At 39.8% G+C, this 17,076-nt stretch carries 17 protein-coding genes and 1 pseudogene; all 18 read left to right on the forward strand.

The window, feature by feature from the left end:
• Positions 1-6 precede the first annotated feature (6 nt).
• A complete protein-coding gene (locus tag ODOSP_RS15200) occupies positions 7-1,098 on the forward strand; it encodes a DegT/DnrJ/EryC1/StrS family aminotransferase (protein WP_013613185.1) in 1,092 nt (363 codons plus the stop codon).
• Positions 1,098-2,171, forward strand: a complete 1,074-nt coding sequence (locus tag ODOSP_RS15205; protein WP_013613186.1) for a DegT/DnrJ/EryC1/StrS family aminotransferase — start codon at positions 1,098-1,100, stop codon at positions 2,169-2,171. Before ODOSP_RS15200 ends, ODOSP_RS15205 begins: the two co-directional genes overlap by 1 nt.
• Positions 2,164-3,093 carry an LbetaH domain-containing protein gene (locus tag ODOSP_RS15210; RefSeq protein ID WP_013613187.1) on the forward strand — a complete coding sequence of 310 codons (930 nt, stop codon included), beginning with the start codon at positions 2,164-2,166 and terminating at the stop codon, positions 3,091-3,093. Before ODOSP_RS15205 ends, ODOSP_RS15210 begins: the two co-directional genes overlap by 8 nt.
• Before the next feature lie 30 nt (positions 3,094-3,123).
• Positions 3,124-4,110 (forward strand): alpha/beta hydrolase family protein, encoded by a 987-nt coding sequence (locus tag ODOSP_RS15215; protein ID WP_087395570.1) that lies wholly within the window; start codon positions 3,124-3,126, stop codon positions 4,108-4,110.
• Positions 4,100-5,596 carry an O-antigen translocase gene (locus ODOSP_RS15220; protein ID WP_013613188.1) on the forward strand — a complete coding sequence of 499 codons (1,497 nt, stop codon included), beginning with the start codon at positions 4,100-4,102 and terminating at the stop codon, positions 5,594-5,596. Before ODOSP_RS15215 ends, ODOSP_RS15220 begins: the two co-directional genes overlap by 11 nt.
• Positions 5,597-5,607: 11 nt before the next feature.
• The gene (locus ODOSP_RS15225) at positions 5,608-6,444 is read left to right on the forward strand and encodes an acyltransferase (protein ID WP_013613189.1); all 837 of its coding nucleotides are present in this window, start codon (positions 5,608-5,610) and stop codon (positions 6,442-6,444) included.
• Between the two features lie 48 nt (positions 6,445-6,492).
• Positions 6,493-7,593, forward strand: coding sequence for a DegT/DnrJ/EryC1/StrS family aminotransferase (locus ODOSP_RS15230; protein WP_013613190.1), 1,101 nt, complete (start codon positions 6,493-6,495; stop codon positions 7,591-7,593).
• Positions 7,562-8,500, forward strand: a complete 939-nt coding sequence (locus ODOSP_RS15235) for a glycosyltransferase family 2 protein (RefSeq protein WP_013613191.1) — start codon at positions 7,562-7,564, stop codon at positions 8,498-8,500. The genes ODOSP_RS15230 and ODOSP_RS15235 overlap by 32 nt, the downstream gene beginning before the upstream one ends.
• Entirely contained in the window at positions 8,478-9,443 is a 966-nt protein-coding gene (locus ODOSP_RS15240; protein WP_013613192.1) for a lipid II:glycine glycyltransferase FemX, read from the forward strand. Before ODOSP_RS15235 ends, ODOSP_RS15240 begins: the two co-directional genes overlap by 23 nt.
• Before the next feature lie 5 nt (positions 9,444-9,448).
• Positions 9,449-10,465, forward strand: coding sequence for a polysaccharide deacetylase family protein (locus tag ODOSP_RS15245; protein ID WP_013613193.1), 1,017 nt, complete (start codon positions 9,449-9,451; stop codon positions 10,463-10,465).
• A gap of 397 nt (positions 10,466-10,862) precedes the next feature.
• Complete coding sequence (locus tag ODOSP_RS15250; protein WP_228026212.1) at positions 10,863-11,714, forward strand: O-antigen ligase family protein; 852 nt, start codon at positions 10,863-10,865, stop codon at positions 11,712-11,714.
• A complete protein-coding gene (locus tag ODOSP_RS15255) occupies positions 11,683-12,801 on the forward strand; it encodes a glycosyltransferase family protein (RefSeq protein WP_013613195.1) in 1,119 nt (372 codons plus the stop codon). Before ODOSP_RS15250 ends, ODOSP_RS15255 begins: the two co-directional genes overlap by 32 nt.
• A gap of 15 nt (positions 12,802-12,816) precedes the next feature.
• Positions 12,817-13,821 (forward strand): glycosyltransferase, encoded by a 1,005-nt coding sequence (locus ODOSP_RS15260; protein WP_013613196.1) that lies wholly within the window; start codon positions 12,817-12,819, stop codon positions 13,819-13,821.
• A 21-nt stretch (positions 13,822-13,842) separates the two neighbouring features.
• The gene (locus ODOSP_RS15265) at positions 13,843-14,664 is read left to right on the forward strand and encodes a glycosyltransferase family 2 protein (RefSeq protein WP_013613197.1); all 822 of its coding nucleotides are present in this window, start codon (positions 13,843-13,845) and stop codon (positions 14,662-14,664) included.
• Positions 14,661-15,196 (forward strand): annotated as a pseudogene (locus tag ODOSP_RS15270) (sugar nucleotidyltransferase); the annotation flags it as partial. The gene ODOSP_RS15265 and the pseudogene ODOSP_RS15270, both read left to right, overlap by 4 nt.
• A gap of 57 nt (positions 15,197-15,253) precedes the next feature.
• The gene (gene rfbC, locus ODOSP_RS15275; protein WP_013613199.1) at positions 15,254-15,826 is read left to right on the forward strand and encodes a dTDP-4-dehydrorhamnose 3,5-epimerase; all 573 of its coding nucleotides are present in this window, start codon (positions 15,254-15,256) and stop codon (positions 15,824-15,826) included.
• A gap of 106 nt (positions 15,827-15,932) precedes the next feature.
• A complete protein-coding gene (locus ODOSP_RS15280; protein WP_013613179.1) occupies positions 15,933-16,463 on the forward strand; it encodes a UpxY family transcription antiterminator in 531 nt (176 codons plus the stop codon).
• 9 nt (positions 16,464-16,472) lie between these two features.
• Positions 16,473-16,949, forward strand: a complete 477-nt coding sequence (locus ODOSP_RS15285; RefSeq protein ID WP_013613200.1) for a hypothetical protein — start codon at positions 16,473-16,475, stop codon at positions 16,947-16,949.
• Positions 16,950-17,076: the final 127 nt, after the last annotated feature.

The following is a 17,076-nucleotide window of genomic DNA, read 5'->3' on the forward strand; positions in this document are numbered from 1 at the left end:
AGGATTATGATGATTCCATTAGTTAAACCGTATATTCCCGAGCGTGAAGTTTTGATGCCTGAATTGGAGAAAATCCTTTACAGTGGTTATATCGCAGAGGGAGAGGCTGTATATCAATTTGAAGCTCAGTTTAGTAAATTTATAGGGAATCCTTTTTCGCTGGCAGTTCATGCGGGGACAGATGCGCTTCATCTGGCTTTGTTACTGGCCGGAGTGAAGCCCGGAGATGAAGTTATCAGTACGGCGATGACAGCAGAACCAACGAATACGGCGATTGCCATGACCGGAGCCAGGGTTGTTTGGGGGGATGTGAATCCGCGGAATGGTTTGTTGGATCCTTTTTCGGTTCGTTCGCTTATTAATGAGAGAACAAAGGCTATTGTTGTTGTGCATTATGCCGGAATGGTGTGTGATATGGAGGAATTCAACCGGATTGCCCATGATTTTAAGATTCCAGTAATAGAAGATGCCGCCCATGCTTTGGGAGCTAAATTTAACGGGCAATTGATAGGCAGTAATTCTCCTTATACTTTATTTTCTTTGCAGGCAATTAAGCATGTGACGACAGTTGACGGTGGTTTTTTGTGTGTCGGAAATCAGAAGGATTATGAGAAGGCGCGGTTGAAAAGATGGTTTGGACTGGATAAAACAAAGTCCCGTTTGGAGAATGATATTCAGGAAGTTGGGTTTAAATACGGGATGAATAATGTAACTGCAACGATTGGTCTGGTGCAGATGAGGTATCTGGAGGAGGTTTTAGGCCGGTTTATTTCAAATGGAAAGTATTATGATGAACATTTGAAAAATATTTCAGGAGTTGAACTGGTTGAGTATTCTAAAAATACAGAAGCTTCTTACTGGCTGTACACGATGAAAGTGGAACGCCGGGAGGATTTTATAAAGATGATGGAGTCTGAGGGAATAACTGTATCCCCTCTTCATCACCGGAATGATACGCACAGTATTTTTGCTGCTTCCCGCCGGGAGTTGCCGGGATTGGAGGAATTTTATTCCCGTTTGATTCATATTCCCTGCGGTTGGTGGGTTAGTGGAGAAGAGAGGGAAAGAATTGTCAGTTGTATAAAGAGGGGGTGGTGATGATTCCATTGTATAAACCTTATATGCCGGATGAATTGCCCTGTCTGGAAGAAATTTTGCATAGCGGAGCGTTGGCTTATGGCAAATGGGGGAGGAGTTTTGAAGATGCTTTACAGAAGTATTTACATTGTCTGCAAGTACCTGTGACTGTAAATAGTTTTACGGCTGCAATACATGTCATGCTGGCGGCTTTGGGAGTTAAAAGGGGGGATGAAATCATTGCTTCGCCGCAATCCTGTCTGGCTTCCACTATGCCTTTGCTTTCTTACGGGGCGAAAGTTGTCTGGGCAGATGTTGATCCCAAGCGGGGAACGTTGTGCCCTGAAAGCGTGGAAGGAAAAATTTCACCTGCGACTAAGGCTATATTTCACAATCATCATTGCGGTTATCCGGGGTATATTGATGAGATAAATGAAATAGGCCGGAGAAAAGGGTTGTTTGTGATTGATGATTGTATTGAAGCTTTCGGTGCGCATTATAAAGGAAAGCTACTGGGTACGCTGGAAGCCGATGCCACTTTATTGTCGTTTCAGACTGTCCGTTTACCAAATACCATAGATGGGGGAGCTGTGATTTTCAGATGTAAGGAACATGTGCAGAAGGCTATACGAATAAGGGATTTGGGAGTCGATCGCTCAACTTTCCGTGACGCTGCCGGTGAAATCAATCCAAACAGTGATGTATCCTTTCCCGGATATGGGGTTACTATGAATGAAGTTGCTTCCTATATTGGTTGTTTGCAGGTGGGGCAATTGGATGAGTTGCTGGAAAAGCAAAGGCAAAACGCGTTTGATTGGCAAGTTGTTTTGTCAGATAAAATGCCGGGTTTATGTTTTTTAGATACAGAAAATATAAATCCTAATTATTGGGTTTTTGGAATATTGGCCAAAGATAAAGCTGCCACTTTGAAAGATTTTAAAGCAAGGGGGTATTCTTGTTCAGGAGTTCATCTGCCTAATAGTTATTACAGTGTTTTCGGAGAGCAGGGAGTATATCCGGGGGTTCGGGAGTTTCATTCCCATTTTGTTGCTTTGCCTTGTGGCTGGTGGTTTAAAAGATGTGGTAATGAATAGCAGATCAGCCCGGTTGTCTGAGATTGCCAAATTGGCGGATACCGATTTCATCGGGGAGGATGTCGTTATTCAAGGGTTGGGTTTGTGTAACCGGAGTTCAGTTTATAACTCGGTGCTGTCTTATGTTGCTTCTGTTGGTTTCATTGAGAAAGCAAGAAATAATCCGGTTGTTCAGGCATTAATAATTACTCCGGATTTGTATAAGACGCTTACCGGAGAACGGTTTAGTTATATTCTTTCTTCGTTTCCTGAAGAGTTATTTTATCAGATCCATCATGTCCTTTTGGAACAGACTGATTTTTATAGATTACCGGGCGACTCTGTCCAGGTAGGCCGGGGATGTGATATTCATCCTTCGGTGGTAATTGAAGGACCTGTTGTTATTGGTGACGGTGTTTCGATAGGGCCGTATACGGTTGTGAAGCCAAATACTGTGATAGGTGACTATTCGGTCATTGGCTGTCACTGTGTGATTGGGTGTGAGGGATTTCAGGTGTTGAGGGATCATTGTAAAGTACCTTATAAAGTGAAACATGCCGGAGGTACGGTTATCGGTCGTGATGTTCATATTGGTGACCAGGTGACTGTCGCTAATGCACTTTTTGAAGGGGCTGTGACTATTGGTGATCATTGTATGATTGATAATTTTTGTTATATCGCCCACAATTGTGTGGTCGGGCGCAATTGTATTTTAACTGCCGGGGTACGTTTGATGGGGTCATCTTCTTTGGAGGATTCTGTTTATGTAGCTCCGCAAGCAGTGGTTTTGAATAAAGTGGTTGTTCATGAGGAAGCACTTGTAGGAACGGCTGCGATGGTGAATAAAGATGTGCCGGCCGGCCGGACTGTTGTCGGTTGTCCGGCAGAATTGAAGGAGGATTATACAGCTTTGAGGGAACGGCTGAAATCGTTGTTGTTATAACTGAGTATTATTTTTGATGTTTTATAATAAATGAAATACTGTATTACAATTTTCTGGGGGGAGCTGTTTTTGTTATTGACTTTGTCAACTTCCGGATGTCATGATGGGGATAAAGGTTCACTATGGGATGAAAATATAGTGAGATTTCAGGTTGATGTTGAAACTGATCCGAATGGACGTGGTGGTTATAATGTTGAGCCGGACTGGTGTGTGTTGATGTTACCGGAAAATAATCGGATCATGCAGGATATTCCTCTTGTTATCTATTGCCATAGCGGGGGTGGGACGGTAAGCAGTTCGGGGAGTGAACCGGAAAATAATGATTTTACAAGATATTTTGTATCCAGAGGATGTGCCGTATTGTGTACTGCCGGAATGCCTGAATCCTATTCTGAACGTTTGCAGGTGGATCATACCCGATGTTTGGGTAATCCGGTTTCTGTCCGTTCTGTTATTAAAGCTTATGATTATATTAAAGAACATTTTAATAATATTGACTTTTCCGGATGTGTGGTATATTGTAATTCAAACGGGGGGCTTACGGCTTCCAGTTTAGTGAATCATACCTCTATTCCTATTCTGGCGCAAGGGGGATTATGTCCTTTGATCAGTATAGAAAAAAATGTCTGGGAAAAACTGGGGTATAAGACAGGTCTTATTCGTTTGTTTGGGATGAAATCAGGTTCTTATGAAAAAGATAAAGTTGGGAAATATGATCCGTATGTATATAATACGCATTCGGAGGTACCCTATAGATGTCCCTATTTGATCATTCAGCCGAAAAGGGATCGTTTTGTGTCTTATGATATAGCTGTTCAGTTTGCGGACATTATGAATAAGAAAGGTTCGGAAATTATTGTTATTGATACGGATGAGGTCGGGGGACACAATGTTGTACCCCAGCCGGTTATTATTGGTAGTTATAGTTATATGGGGAAGAATTATCCGTTGAATAAGACGGTGGATGACATGTATTTGTTTTTTTGCAAGTATCTGAGGAGAACAGATGCAGAGTAATGAGAGTTCATATAGGTCTATTTTTAAATCCACTTTTCTGTTTGGATTTGTGCAGGTTTTTAATATTGTGATGAAAGCTGCTATTAATAAGGCTGTTGCGATATTGTTGGGGACGGAGGGTATGGGAGTGATCAGTCTCTATAATTCAGCGGTCAATATGTTAAGGACAGTAGCTGGTTTAGGAATTCCCCAGAGTGCAGTGAGGGATGTTGCTGAGGCAAATGCGACTTGTGAGATTGAAAAATTAAATCGGATTATAACCGTTACCAAAAAAATTGTCTGGTTTACAGCTTTGCTGGGGGCTGTAGTAACGATCGTATTTGCCAGAGTATTAAGCGATGTTTCGTTTAATAACCGTGACCATATCGTTGCCTTTATTTTTTTATCCATGGCTGTATTTCTTTCTATTGTTAGTGAAGGTGAGTTAGCTATATTAAAAGGAATGAGGCGGTTGCGGGATTTGGCAAAAGCTTCCGTGTATGGAAGTTCGCTGGGATTATTAATATCTGTACCCCTGTACTATTTTTGGGGATTTGCAGGTATTGTTCCTTCATTGATTTTGGCAGCCGGTTTTTCTGCGTTGATAGCGTGGCTTTATGTCCGTAAAGTGAATTATGTGAGGTTGGTGATGGAGAACAGGACAGTTTTTACGGATGGCAAGGGGATGATAAAGATGGGACTGGCATTTATGTATTTGTCTTTATTTGGCATGTTGTCCGATTTTATTATTCGTGCTTTTATTAGCCATCAGTCAGGATTGGATGAAGTAGGAATATTTCAGGCAGGCAGTACAATTGTGGTTGCTTATTTTGGTATTATAACAACTGCTTTGACAACTGATTACTATCCGCGAATATCTGCTATACATTCGGATAATCAGGCATTGGTGATTGAAGTGAACAGACAGGCGGAGGTTGGGTTACTTTTGATGGGGCCTTTGGTTGTCTTGTTTATGTTTGCTATGCCATTATTTATCAGGATTTTATATACGGAAATGTTTTTGCAATCCATGGAATATATTCAATATGCGATTTTCAGTATATTGATTACTATTTATTCAAATACAATGGGTATGATTTTGTTGGCTAAACAGAAGTCATCGATTTTTGTTTATACAACAACCATTATGAATGTCCTTTCAATAGTTTTTAATTTGGTTGCTTATTATTATTGGGGATTAACGGGATTGGGCATATCGTCTATTATTGTTGCTGTATGTCATTTATTACTGATGTGCGGCATTATGAAAAAAGTATATCATATTGTTTTTAAAACCAGGGCAGTAAAGATTTTTATTTTTACTTGTGCTTTTTGTCTTTTAAGTTTTTTTGTAAAGGATCTCAATCATCTTTTTTTGAGGTATGGTTTGGGGATGGTTATTTTCGGATGTAGTTTTTTTTACTCCCTGTGTTTGATGAGGTCGGTAATCAATTTAAGTTTAGCTGGTTTATTATCTAAATTTTGGGGAAGAAAGCCCGGTAAATAAGCTTTGTTCGTATGAGAGAGTATATAAAAAGAATCCTTCGTCATATTTATCATTTTTTCAGGTTACTGTGGCTTGTAAATTGGAGGGCAACCATAAGATTGAATTTTAGAAAATTACCTTTTAGCACGGCTTGTAAACTTCCCATATTGGTTTACGGTAAGCTGAAGATATACGATTTGAGTGGAAGAATCATAATACGCGGACCTGTTTGCCGGGGATTGGTAAAAGTTGGCCGGAATGTTGACAGTCATTATTCTACTTGTCTTCCGGGACAGTGGACGATAAGTCAGGATCTTATTTTCAACGGGCATATTATGATTAGCGGGGGTGTTACTATCGAGACTTATAAAGGTCCTCTGGAGCTGGGCAGGTGTTGTGTGATTGGAAGCGGAACAATGCTGAAAAGCCAATATGGGATAATAATAGGTGATTTCACAAGAATAGCCTATGGATGTGTTATTATGGATACTAATATGCATTTTATAAAGGATATAGAAACAGGTAGGATAGGGAAAGTGACCGGACCTATTGTAATTGGACAACGTTGCTGGCTTAATCCGGGAACTGTGGTTTCTAAAAATGCTGTTGTACCGGATTACACCATTACCGGAAGAAATAGCTTGGTTAATAAGGATTATTCGGAACAATATACTTCCCATGCATTTATAGCAGGGGCACCTGCAAAGCCGGTTAGCTATCATGTGCAGCGAATATTTAGTAATCAGATGGAGGGAGATTTGAGGAGATATTTTGAAGAAAACGGAACCCGGATTGTGTTTCAGGGAGTGAAAGGTGAGGAAGAGGATCCATACGAAGAGATTGTTGGAATGTTCTGTTATAATTATTAGCTGAAATAAGTCAATTGGTTTATTCTCTGCTTGAGCGGAAATTTAAAGATGACTTTACGGATAGAAAAATTTGTACCATTCCGGTTTTGTAAGAGGCAATTGGAGCTGACCGGATTGTCTGCTCTGACAGGTAAGAACTGGCGTTATAGCAGTAGCGGAAAAGCCTCTCTGTATCATTGTTTGAAATCTTTGAATATTCAGGGAAAGTTGTTGATGCCTGTTTATATGTGCAGCTCTGTTAAGCCCGTGTTGAGGCGTCTGAAGATTAGTCCCATATATTATGATTTATCAGAAACTGATCTGAATGCTGATGTTGAGGATATAAAAAAGAAAATTTTACAACATCCTGATGTTTCCGGTATTTTAGTGGCAGGTTTGTATGGAAATCCGGTCGATTATCCTGGAATTGAAAAAATATGTAAGGACTTTGGTATTAAGTTGATTGATGATGCTGCACAGAGTTTTGGAGCCAAGCTGAATGGACGTTTGGCGGGAACTTGGGGAGATGCCGGTTTTTTTTCCTTTTCTCCCGGGAAATCCACACCGGGCCATTTGGGATCTTTTTTTTGGACATCGAATAGAAATTATTCTTTTAGAAGAAAGAATCACTGGGGGATGCATGTATTGGCTTATCTGAATTATTATTTTAACAGGTATGAGATATATACTTATAAGAGATACAGGATTTTTGTATTATTTTCCTATTTATATTTCTATTTACAAAAACGGGTAGATATGGTATTTGATTCTATGAATCGTTTTGAGAGTAGAATTTTAGGTGGTATTCTATATGCGAATTTTAAGCAGACTTTTCGTTGTGAGTTTTCACAGTTGATTCATAAAGCGTTTGAAAACAGCCATTTTTTCAGGATAATAACCCGGGGGGCGGAAGGAACCAATAACCATAAAATTGTTCTGGTTGCCCGGGATGAAGATGTGGCAACGGAAATGGTGAGTTTTCTGACCGGAGCCGGAATTTATGTTGCTTCCGGATATGATTTGATGGAGTATTCTGCAGATGTCCCTACTGCAAAGAGATTGTATAAAAGGGTATTGGAGTTGCCGTTGGAGAATGATCGGAGTAAGTTGGATTATACAATAGAAAATTTGAGGTTATATGAATGTAGCTGCCATAACAATCACTTATAATGATGATTATAAGTTCACCGAATGGCTTGGACATTATCAGGAATACAAGGATGAGTTGTATTTGCATATTGTAGTTGATAATCATTCGTGTGAGGAATATGCAAGTAAATTAAGGACTTTTTTTCCTTGCTCTAAGATTATCAGGCGTAGCTCTAACGGAGGCTGTACGTATGCATATAATGATGGGATAAAGGTGGCTTTAGCTGATAAAAATGTGGATGCCATTTTGTTAATCGGTAATGATATTCGGTTACCGGCAGGAGAATTGACAAAATTGTATCATTTTTTGTATCGTGATGAGGGATTGGGAATGGTAGCTCCTGTAGTTTTGAAGAAGGATTCGGAAGTGATTGAGAGTGTCGGATGTTTTATTAGCAGATATTTGTTTTTGAAAGAACCTTATGTCGGTTCAGTCTGTGATGCTCTTGGTTTTAACAGTTTTGTTTGTGAAACAGTTGCGGGCGGAATGAATTTAGCGCGGAGGGAATTTTATGAGCAGGTTGGTTTACAGGATAATTTGCTTTTTATGTATTCCGATGAGGTTGATATGGGGTTAAGAGCTAAGAAATTGGGAGTCAATTTGGCGGTTACAACTGAAGCTAAAGCCTGGCACCAACATCTCAATGCCGGAGGGGGAAAACATCGGATGTTTTATACCTCTTATCTGATGGGGCGTAATAAGGTGTATCTGGCTAAAAAGCATTTTGGTTTTTGGCGGAGTGCGGAGCAATTGGCATTTCATTCTTTTTTATTTTTCAAAGGTGTTGTCGGAAATGTTTTTCATAAAGAGAAACTGATGCATCAACTTTATTTTATCAGAGGCTCATGGAATGGTTTTACGGGGGATATGGAATTAGGAAAAATAATTAAAGATTTTAAGCCTGATGAGGATAACAAAGGATTATAGCGAAATCGCAGAAATTACGGGTGGTGAGGTGTTGGCTACTCCTGAATATTTGCAAGCCCAGGAGGTTGAGGATTGGGGGTATATCGTGCATGATTCGTTTGTACTCCCTTTTTACATCAAAAAGAAATTGTTTTTCAGGTATTTATTGTTTACTCTGGGAGATTCCGGAGTTACAACGGAGGACAGGATAAGTTACCTTTTGAATGAAGTTACCGGATTTATCAAAAAGAATTTACCGGTAGATTTTATTCTGACACAACATGTCACAGCTTTGTTCAGTTGTTGTCCTCAAGGTTCGGTAAATTGTTTTTTTGGTTCTTACGTGGTGGACTTATCTTTGGATGAGGATGCGTTGTTTGCCAATTTACATACGAAACATCGTAATGTTATAAAAAAAGCTGAAAAAGATGGCGTAAGGGTGAGTTGTGGGGTAGAAAACCGGGGTGTTTGTGAAGCTTTGATACAGTCAACCTTGGAACGCCAGCATATCGGGCTTCTCAGTCAAGGTATGCTGGAGGGTTTATCAAGAGTGAAACATATTGATTATTGGGTTGCGAGTTTTGAGGGAGAACTTCAGGGGGCTGCAATTCTGTTATGGAGTGAAAATCGTTCTGCCTATTATATGTTTGGCGGCTCTGCCGTTAAGCCGCATGCCGGTGCCATGAATTTATTGCATTGGTCTGCCATGAAGCTTATGAAGGAACGCGGTGTGAAGTATTATGATTTTGTCGGGGCGCGTATCAATCCGGATGAAGGAAGTAAATATGAAGGAATACAGCGTTTTAAGAGCCGTTTCGGAGGAGAATTGAAAAAAGGGTATCTCTGGAAGATGCCGCTAAATAAATTCAAATATAAGCTATTTTGTTGGTTGGTTGCTGCTAAACAGGGCAGGAATTATTGTGGGGATGTCATAGATCAGGAACGGAAAAGGGGTAATTATTGATTGGTATGGCTGATTGTCTGCTGACTTTGGATTATGAGCTTTTTTTTCAGAAAAGTGGTGATGCTTCTGTTTCTCTTTTGAAGCCGACGGCTGAGCTGTTGGAGGTGTTGGAAAGGATTGGTGGGAAAGCTGTTTTTTTTGTTGATACGATTTATTTGAATCTGCTTAAAAAATCGGAGATACCTCAGGATGCGGAGTTGTATGGGAAATTTGAAAGCCAGCTTCAGGAAATTGTAATCCGTGGACACCGGATTGAGTTACATCTCCATCCTCATTGGCTGGATGTCCGTAAGGAAAATAATGAATGGGTATTTCAGTCCTATAAGCATTATAAACTGAATAGTTTGACCGAAGAAAAGATTATTGAGTTGTTTCAGGAAGGGGTGGAGCTTCTGAATCATATTGCACGGAAAGCTGTTCCCGATTATGCAGTTTGTGCCTTTCGTGCCGGGGGATGGTGTGTTGAGCCATTTGAAAAATTGCGTTCTGCTTTTCAGATTTGTGGAATAAAAGTCGATTCTTCGGTGGTTCCCGGAATGCGATTAGACGGAGAAGTGCATGCTTTGGATTATTCCGGACTAAAGTCTAACGCATTTTACAGGTTTTCGGATGATGTGCGGATTCCTGATAAAAATGGAAAGACAATAGAGTTGCCTGTCAATGGTTATTATATGTCACGGTGGGAAAAAATAGCATTTGCACTGGGACGCAAAATGAACCGGAAAAATGCTGAAATATTTGGTGATGGAAAAGGCATAAGTGTTATTGCTGCTGTTTCTGTCCGGAAGCGTTTCATGTCTTTCCTGCAAAAAGGGAAATATTTTAATCAGTTTATGCTGGACGGATATATAAATTCGGTCCTGATTGAAAGAAAAGTATCCCAAAGCGAATTACCGTTTGTCAGTATAGTAGCCCATCCTAAAACATTAACTCTTTCTTCATTGCGTGCTGTAGAATATTTAGCTGCAAAGGGCCATCATTTTCGTTCTCTTACGGAGATTTTGGAGAAATATGAAATTTAGTACGAAAATAAGTTATAGCGGCTGGATTCGGAATTTAGTTTTTCTGGCGGTTATAGTTTTGTTTGCTTTCGATGTAAGGACATTTTTGGGGAATGTGCTTCCTATCAGTGTTATAACGTCCGGGGTTTTTCTGATATTAACAGCGTGTTTTTACTTCCTTTTTTTATTTCCTTACCGGGATCAGATAGCTAAGGTCAACATCGGGAATCTGGACATTTTGATGTATGTTTTTATGTTTTGGTATGGGATGAGAATGGTCTATAATATATATCTGGAACAGATAGAACAGACGACATTTGCCAATCGGAGTACGTATATTATATATTATATTTTCTTGTGTATACTTCCTTATTTGCTTTGCCGTTGGATTAATTGGAGGCTTGTCAATTTAAAAAAGATGCTTTGGACACTTTTTTCCCTTTTTGGTCTCGGTTTATTGGTTTCTTTGAAGGCAGTGATAGCTTTGGTGATGAGTGGGGAAAATGCTTTTGAAGGTAGGTTTGAGGCTAATCAGCTTTTAGATACAATCGGATATGGACATCTGGCTTTAACTTTTGTATTGATTTGTTTTAGCCTGATGGGTTTTTATTCCGGGAAATGGCGCTGGTTGTTAGTGATACCTTTAAGTTTTGGGCTATTTTCAATGGGAATTGCTAATTCAAGAAGTCCGTTTGTTGCCCTTTTTGCTATTCTTGGTATTTTTTGTTTTATGCGGATTAACTTGAAGACAATCCTGGGGATTTGTATCGTAGCTCTCTTGCTTATTTTGAATATTGGACATATTGATCTTTTTTTTCAGGAATATTTGAATAGTAATTTTATTTCCCGACTGATGACGATTTTCACATTTGACGTAGAAAATGCGTCAGGAAGAGGAGCTTTTTATCAGGAAGGAATCCGGATGTTTATGGAACATCCGGTTTTCGGAAGGTCTATATTGTTGATGGGTGATTTGCGGGGAGGTTATGTTCACAATATGATTATAGAGGTGTTCATGGCTATCGGGTTACTCGGTGGAGTACTATTCCTGTATATTAATTTTAAAGTTTTCCAGTATGCTTACAGGTTACTGAAACTGAATAGCAGATACAGCTTTTTTGCCTTGATTTTTATTCAATATTTTATATTTCTTCAATTTTCAAGAAGTATCTCTCTTTTACCTGTCTATTGGACTGCGCTTGCCTGTGTTTATTCCGGTTATTTATTAGAAAAATATAATGAAAATAGCGATAGTCACAGCTTACTATGAGCCAATACCTGCTCCGAGAGCTTTCCGTGCGGCCGAGTTGGCCCGGGAATTTGTACGACGGGGGTATGAGGTCAGTGTTTTTAATACGACTTCTGTTATCAGGGACGGCGTGAATGTATCCCGGGCTACGGGAGGGGTTAAATTGGTAAATCTGGATATAATCAGGATGCAACAGGATTCTCCAAAAGCCGGAAATAGAACAAAAGAGAAATGGTATAAATCTGAATTCAGAAAATATCTTTTTTATTTTACAACCAATACCTGGTTGAAGATTTTATTCGGATTAAAACGGAAACTCGTTTTTAATGAACAGTATGATCTGCTTATTTCAATTGGCTTACCTTTTACTGTTCATTGGGGAGTCAGTTCTAAAATAAAGGACCGGCAGGTTGCGCGGTGTTATGTTGCTGATTATGGTGATCCTTTTTCGAGGTTTAATCATAGTATAAAAGTAGCTAAATATTTTCAATGGATTGAAAAAAGAGTACTTCGCAGGTTTGACTACGTCACTGTTCCAACCAGCCGGGCTGTGTCCTCTTATCTTTGGTTAAAGGAGGAAAAGAGCATAAAAGTTATTCCGCAAGGGTTTAATTTTGACGATATACGTTTGGCCGAATATCAAAGGAATCCGATTCCGACTTTTGGGTATGCCGGTTTATTTTATTCAGATATACGAAATCCCAAAAATTTGTTTGAATTTTTATGTTCCTTGGATTTTGATTTCCGTTTTGTCATCTATACTAATTTATCCAGTGCTGACAGCTATTCTTGTCTGGAACCATATGTCCGGAAGTTGGGTGCTAAGTTGGAATTAAGGCATAGTATTCCGCGTTTAGATTTGATCTATTGTTTAAGTTCAATGGATTTTATCGTTAATGTAAACAATGCTTCTGAAAATCAGATTCCCAGTAAGTTGGTTGATTATAAATTGAGCGGACGTCCTATTTTTTCTTTGTCCCAAAATAATTTTGATTCTCAAAAATTTGTCCGCTTTTGTGCCCATGAATTTACCGGAGAAGAAAAGATCGATATTTCCGGTTTCGATATTAGAAATGTGGCCAGTCAATTTGAAGAATTGGTAAAATAAAATTTTTACATCATAATGATTATTGAAGCTTCTCAGATTAATTCTAACGGCGGAATTGTCTTATTGGAACTTTTGCTAAGGCATTTAAGCTGTTGTAATACGAAAGTCTTGGTATATATTGCTTATGAGGCTGTTTATGAAAGATTGAAGAAGTATCAGTCAGATTCAATAATCCTCCAACGTACCAGCCCTTGGGCTACTTTCTTCAGATATATGCGGAAACGGGATAAGGTGTTGTATTTTTGTAATTTACCTCCTTTTGTGAGAAACCGGGATTCTGTTTTTTATATTCATAATCTTTTTTTTGTAAATAAACCCCGATGGACTAAGGATGACAGTACGTTAAGTCTGAATTTGCGGAAGTTTGTTTATTATCTCTGGATTAAATTATTCATCAATAAGGTTACTGTGACCGGATGTCAAACAGTAGAAATGCAGAGGTTGTTGAATGAGAATTTTGGAAAGCCGGCTTTGTTGTTACCATTTTATGAGGAAGTAAAGGTGGTAGAAAATACCCGTGAAAAGGAATTTGACTTTTTTTATCCCGGTTCATCGGATAATCATAAAAATAATGTTCGTTTACTGGATGCAGTAGCCAAGGCCCTTGAACAGGTGAAGTTCAGGATAGCCCTGACCCTTGATGACAGAAATCCGAAATTACTGGAGATGATAACCAGAATAAATTCTTTGTATGATTTTCATCCTGTAGTCAATTTGGGCAAAATTTCACATGATGAGGTCTTCGAAATTTACGGAAGGTCGAAAGCATTATTATTTCCTTCATTAAAAGAATCCTTGGGTTTACCTTTAATTGAAGCTAATCAGTTAGGATTAAAAGTATTAGTATCTAATCTGCCTTTTGCTAATGATATTTTAGTGAACCCCATCACTTTTGATCCTAAAAGTTCAGACTCTATAGCAACTGTTATAATGAATTTTTTACAAGGCACTTACGATGAAGTTGTTCAATCTCTGAAGCTTTCAAATAAAATAAAAGAATTATTGGATTTTTTGAGATAAGTTATTTTAAATATATTCTTAATGTTGGTTACGGCTTCAATTGTTGTTTATAAGACAAATGTGTTCGAATTAGAAAAGGTTTTGAAAAGTACTATTTCTTCTATCGTTAATATTATATATCTTGTGGATAATTCTCCTTTAAATGAATCTTTGGACAGTTTTAGAAATTTTTCTCCCAAAATATGTTATATTTCTAATCCTATAAATACCGGTTTTGGAGCAGGGCATAATTTGGCTATACAGAGAGCGTTGGAAATTAATTCAGATTATCATATTGTGATAAATCCAGATATTTATTTTGAATGTGGGGTGATAGAGAAGTTGACGCTTTTTATGAATTCTTATGAAGATGTAGGTTTAGTAATGCCTAAAGTATTGTATCCTAACGGAGAATTGCAATATTTGTGCAAGTTATTACCAACTCCATTTGATTTATTAGGAAGACGCTTTTTACCCTGTAAAAAATATATTAGATATAGAAATGAAAGATATGAACTACGGTTTTTGGGATATGATAAGGAGATGGAAGTTCCTTCATTGTCCGGTTGCTTTATGTTCATACGAGTTTCTGTATTAAAACAGATTGGTGGATTTGATGAACGTTTTTTTATGTATGCGGAAGATCTGGACCTTTGCCGTCGGATAGGACAAGTGTCGAAAACAATGTATTATCCGGGAGTCTGTGTATTTCATGGGTATGCCAAAGGGTCTTATAAAAATAAGAAATTGCTTAAATATCATATTTGTTCTATTATAAAATATTTTAATAAATGGGGATGGTTTTTTGATTCTAAAAGAAGGAAAATCAATAGAGGTATATTAACACAATATGATAAACGATGAAAGGCATCGTTTTAGCCGGAGGGTCTGGGATCCGCTTATATCCTATTACAAAAGGGGGAAGCAATTACTTCCGATTTTCGATAAGCCGATGATTTATTATCCGGTGTCGGTGCTGATGTTGGCAGGGATTCGGGAGATCTTGATTATTTCAACCCCTCAGGATTTACCCGGATTCCGGCGGTTGCTGGGAGACGGGGCGGATTACGGGGTGCGTTTCGAGTATGCGGAGCAGCCGAGTCCGGACGGGCTGGCACAGGCGTTTATCATCGGGGAGAAATTTATAGGGGAAGATTCGGCTTGTCTGGTACTGGGCGATAATATATTTTATGGTCAGAGTTTTACACGGATGCTGCTGGAGGCGGTGAGGACGGCAGAGGAAGAACAAAAGGCGACGGTTTTCGGTTATTGGGTGAATGACCCGGAACGGTATGGTGTGGCGGAGTTCGACAAGGAAGGGAATGTGTTGAGTATCGAAGAGAAACCTGCACAGCCGAAATCCAACTATGCAGTGGTGGGGTTGTATTTTTATCCCAAAATAAAAATCGTTTGGGCTTTACCTGAGAATTCGTGTGATATTATCAATTAAAATATGGAACTGATTGAAACCTGTATACCGGGTGTTGTCATCGTGCAACCCCGTATTTTCGGTGATGAACGCGGCTATTTTTTTGAGTCGTTTTCACAGCGTGATTTCGAACGGCAGGTATGTAAAACCGTTTTTGTCCAGGATAATGAGTCGAAATCGTGTTACGGTGTGGTGAGGGGATTGCATTTCCAGCAACCTCCGTATGCCCAATCCAAACTGGTGCGGGTGGTGAAAGGTCGTGTACTGGATGTGGCGGTGGATATCCGTAAGGGATCGCCTACATTCGGGAAGCATGTTTCCGTTGAATTAACGGAGGAGAATAAACGGCAGTTTTTCGTTCCGCGGGGATTTGCCCATGGATTTGCGGTATTGAGTGCGGAGGCCGTGTTTCAGTATAAATGCGATAATTTTTATGCACCGGAAAGTGAGGGGGCTTTAGCCTGGGATGATCCGGATTTGGGAATAGACTGGCGGATTCCGGCTGCTAAGATGATCCTTTCGGAGAAAGATAAGCGACATCCCCGGTTAAAAGAGGTTGACTGGCTATTTGATTATAAAGATAATCTTTATGAATAAAATTGGGTGTTTATCAATGAATAATCAAGTTTTAGGAAACCTATACAGTGTTTATGGCTGGATCAGGTGACGAGCGGAGATTATCAGGGATGCTATGAAAGGATGTATGGCAATAGATAGGCAAAAAACGGAAACGGTTCATTGGCACGCCGTCTTCACCGCCTCGCGTGCGGAGAAGAAGGTGCGTGACCGGTTGGAGGAGCTGGGTGTGGAGTGTTTTTTGCCGGTACAGACGGTGTTGAGGCAGTGGACGTACCGGAAGTCGCGGGTGGTGGTGCCGGTGATTGCCGGGTTGGTTTTTGTGCGGGTAGGCCGTCAGGAGCAGGTGAAGGTGCTGCAGACGAAGGGGGTGGTGGCTTTTCTGAGGCTGAAGGGAGAGGCGGGGGCTGCTGTGATTCCGGATAAGCAGATGGAGGACTTCCGTTTTTTGCTGGATTTCTCGGAAGAGGCAGTGGAAATGACCAATGAAAATATAAAGGCCGGTGATTTGGTCAGGGTGGTGAAAGGTTCGCTGAGGGGGATGGAAGGTGAACTGATCAGACACAAGGGAGTGACGAAGGTGTTGGTACGTATCGATATGCTGGGGTGTGCCATGGTTAATATTCCGGCGAGCTTTGTAGAAAAATTAAATAAGTAATGATCGGCGATGAAAGAGTTTTCTGTTTGTTATGATCGTTTTTGCCTGGGGAATTATACCCTGGTTTGTGATGTCTCGGATACCGTTCAGGCGACCGCGGATCTGGGGGCTTTCGAGATGTATGTCCTGGGCATGTGGAACGATGGGCTGGTGGTGACGATGAAGGCATACGATGAGGTTTGTGGTGAAAATCAGTTTGTCCTGCTTGTACCGGACGGCAGCGAGCAGTTGATGAGTTTCTCCCCGGGTAGAGGTTTTGTGGTCCGGCCATACCGGGCGGCACGTCAAGGCCGTTTTGCCTATTTGCTTGATTTCTTATGTGGCTTGAAATACAAAGGTTATCAGGGTTATGAGGAGTATGACGAGGAAGAAAAGATGATTTTCGGTATTGTGCGGGTCGGTGAAAAATCCCTGACCTATGGAGGAAAAAATTTGCAGGAAGTGAAAATGGATTTTAAAAGAGTAATCGAAGAAGCTATAAGTTAGCGGTAGGAAAGAAAAGCTAAAAAAGGGGTTCCCTTGTCCGGTGACGGATAAGGGAATTTTTTGTCGATGATTTTCCAAACCTTATTGATAAAAAATGCGAATACTAGTGAAAAAACGAATCTTTCTA

This window comes from Odoribacter splanchnicus DSM 20712, assembly GCF_000190535.1.
Classification (GTDB): Bacteria; Bacteroidota; Bacteroidia; order Bacteroidales; family Marinifilaceae; genus Odoribacter; species Odoribacter splanchnicus.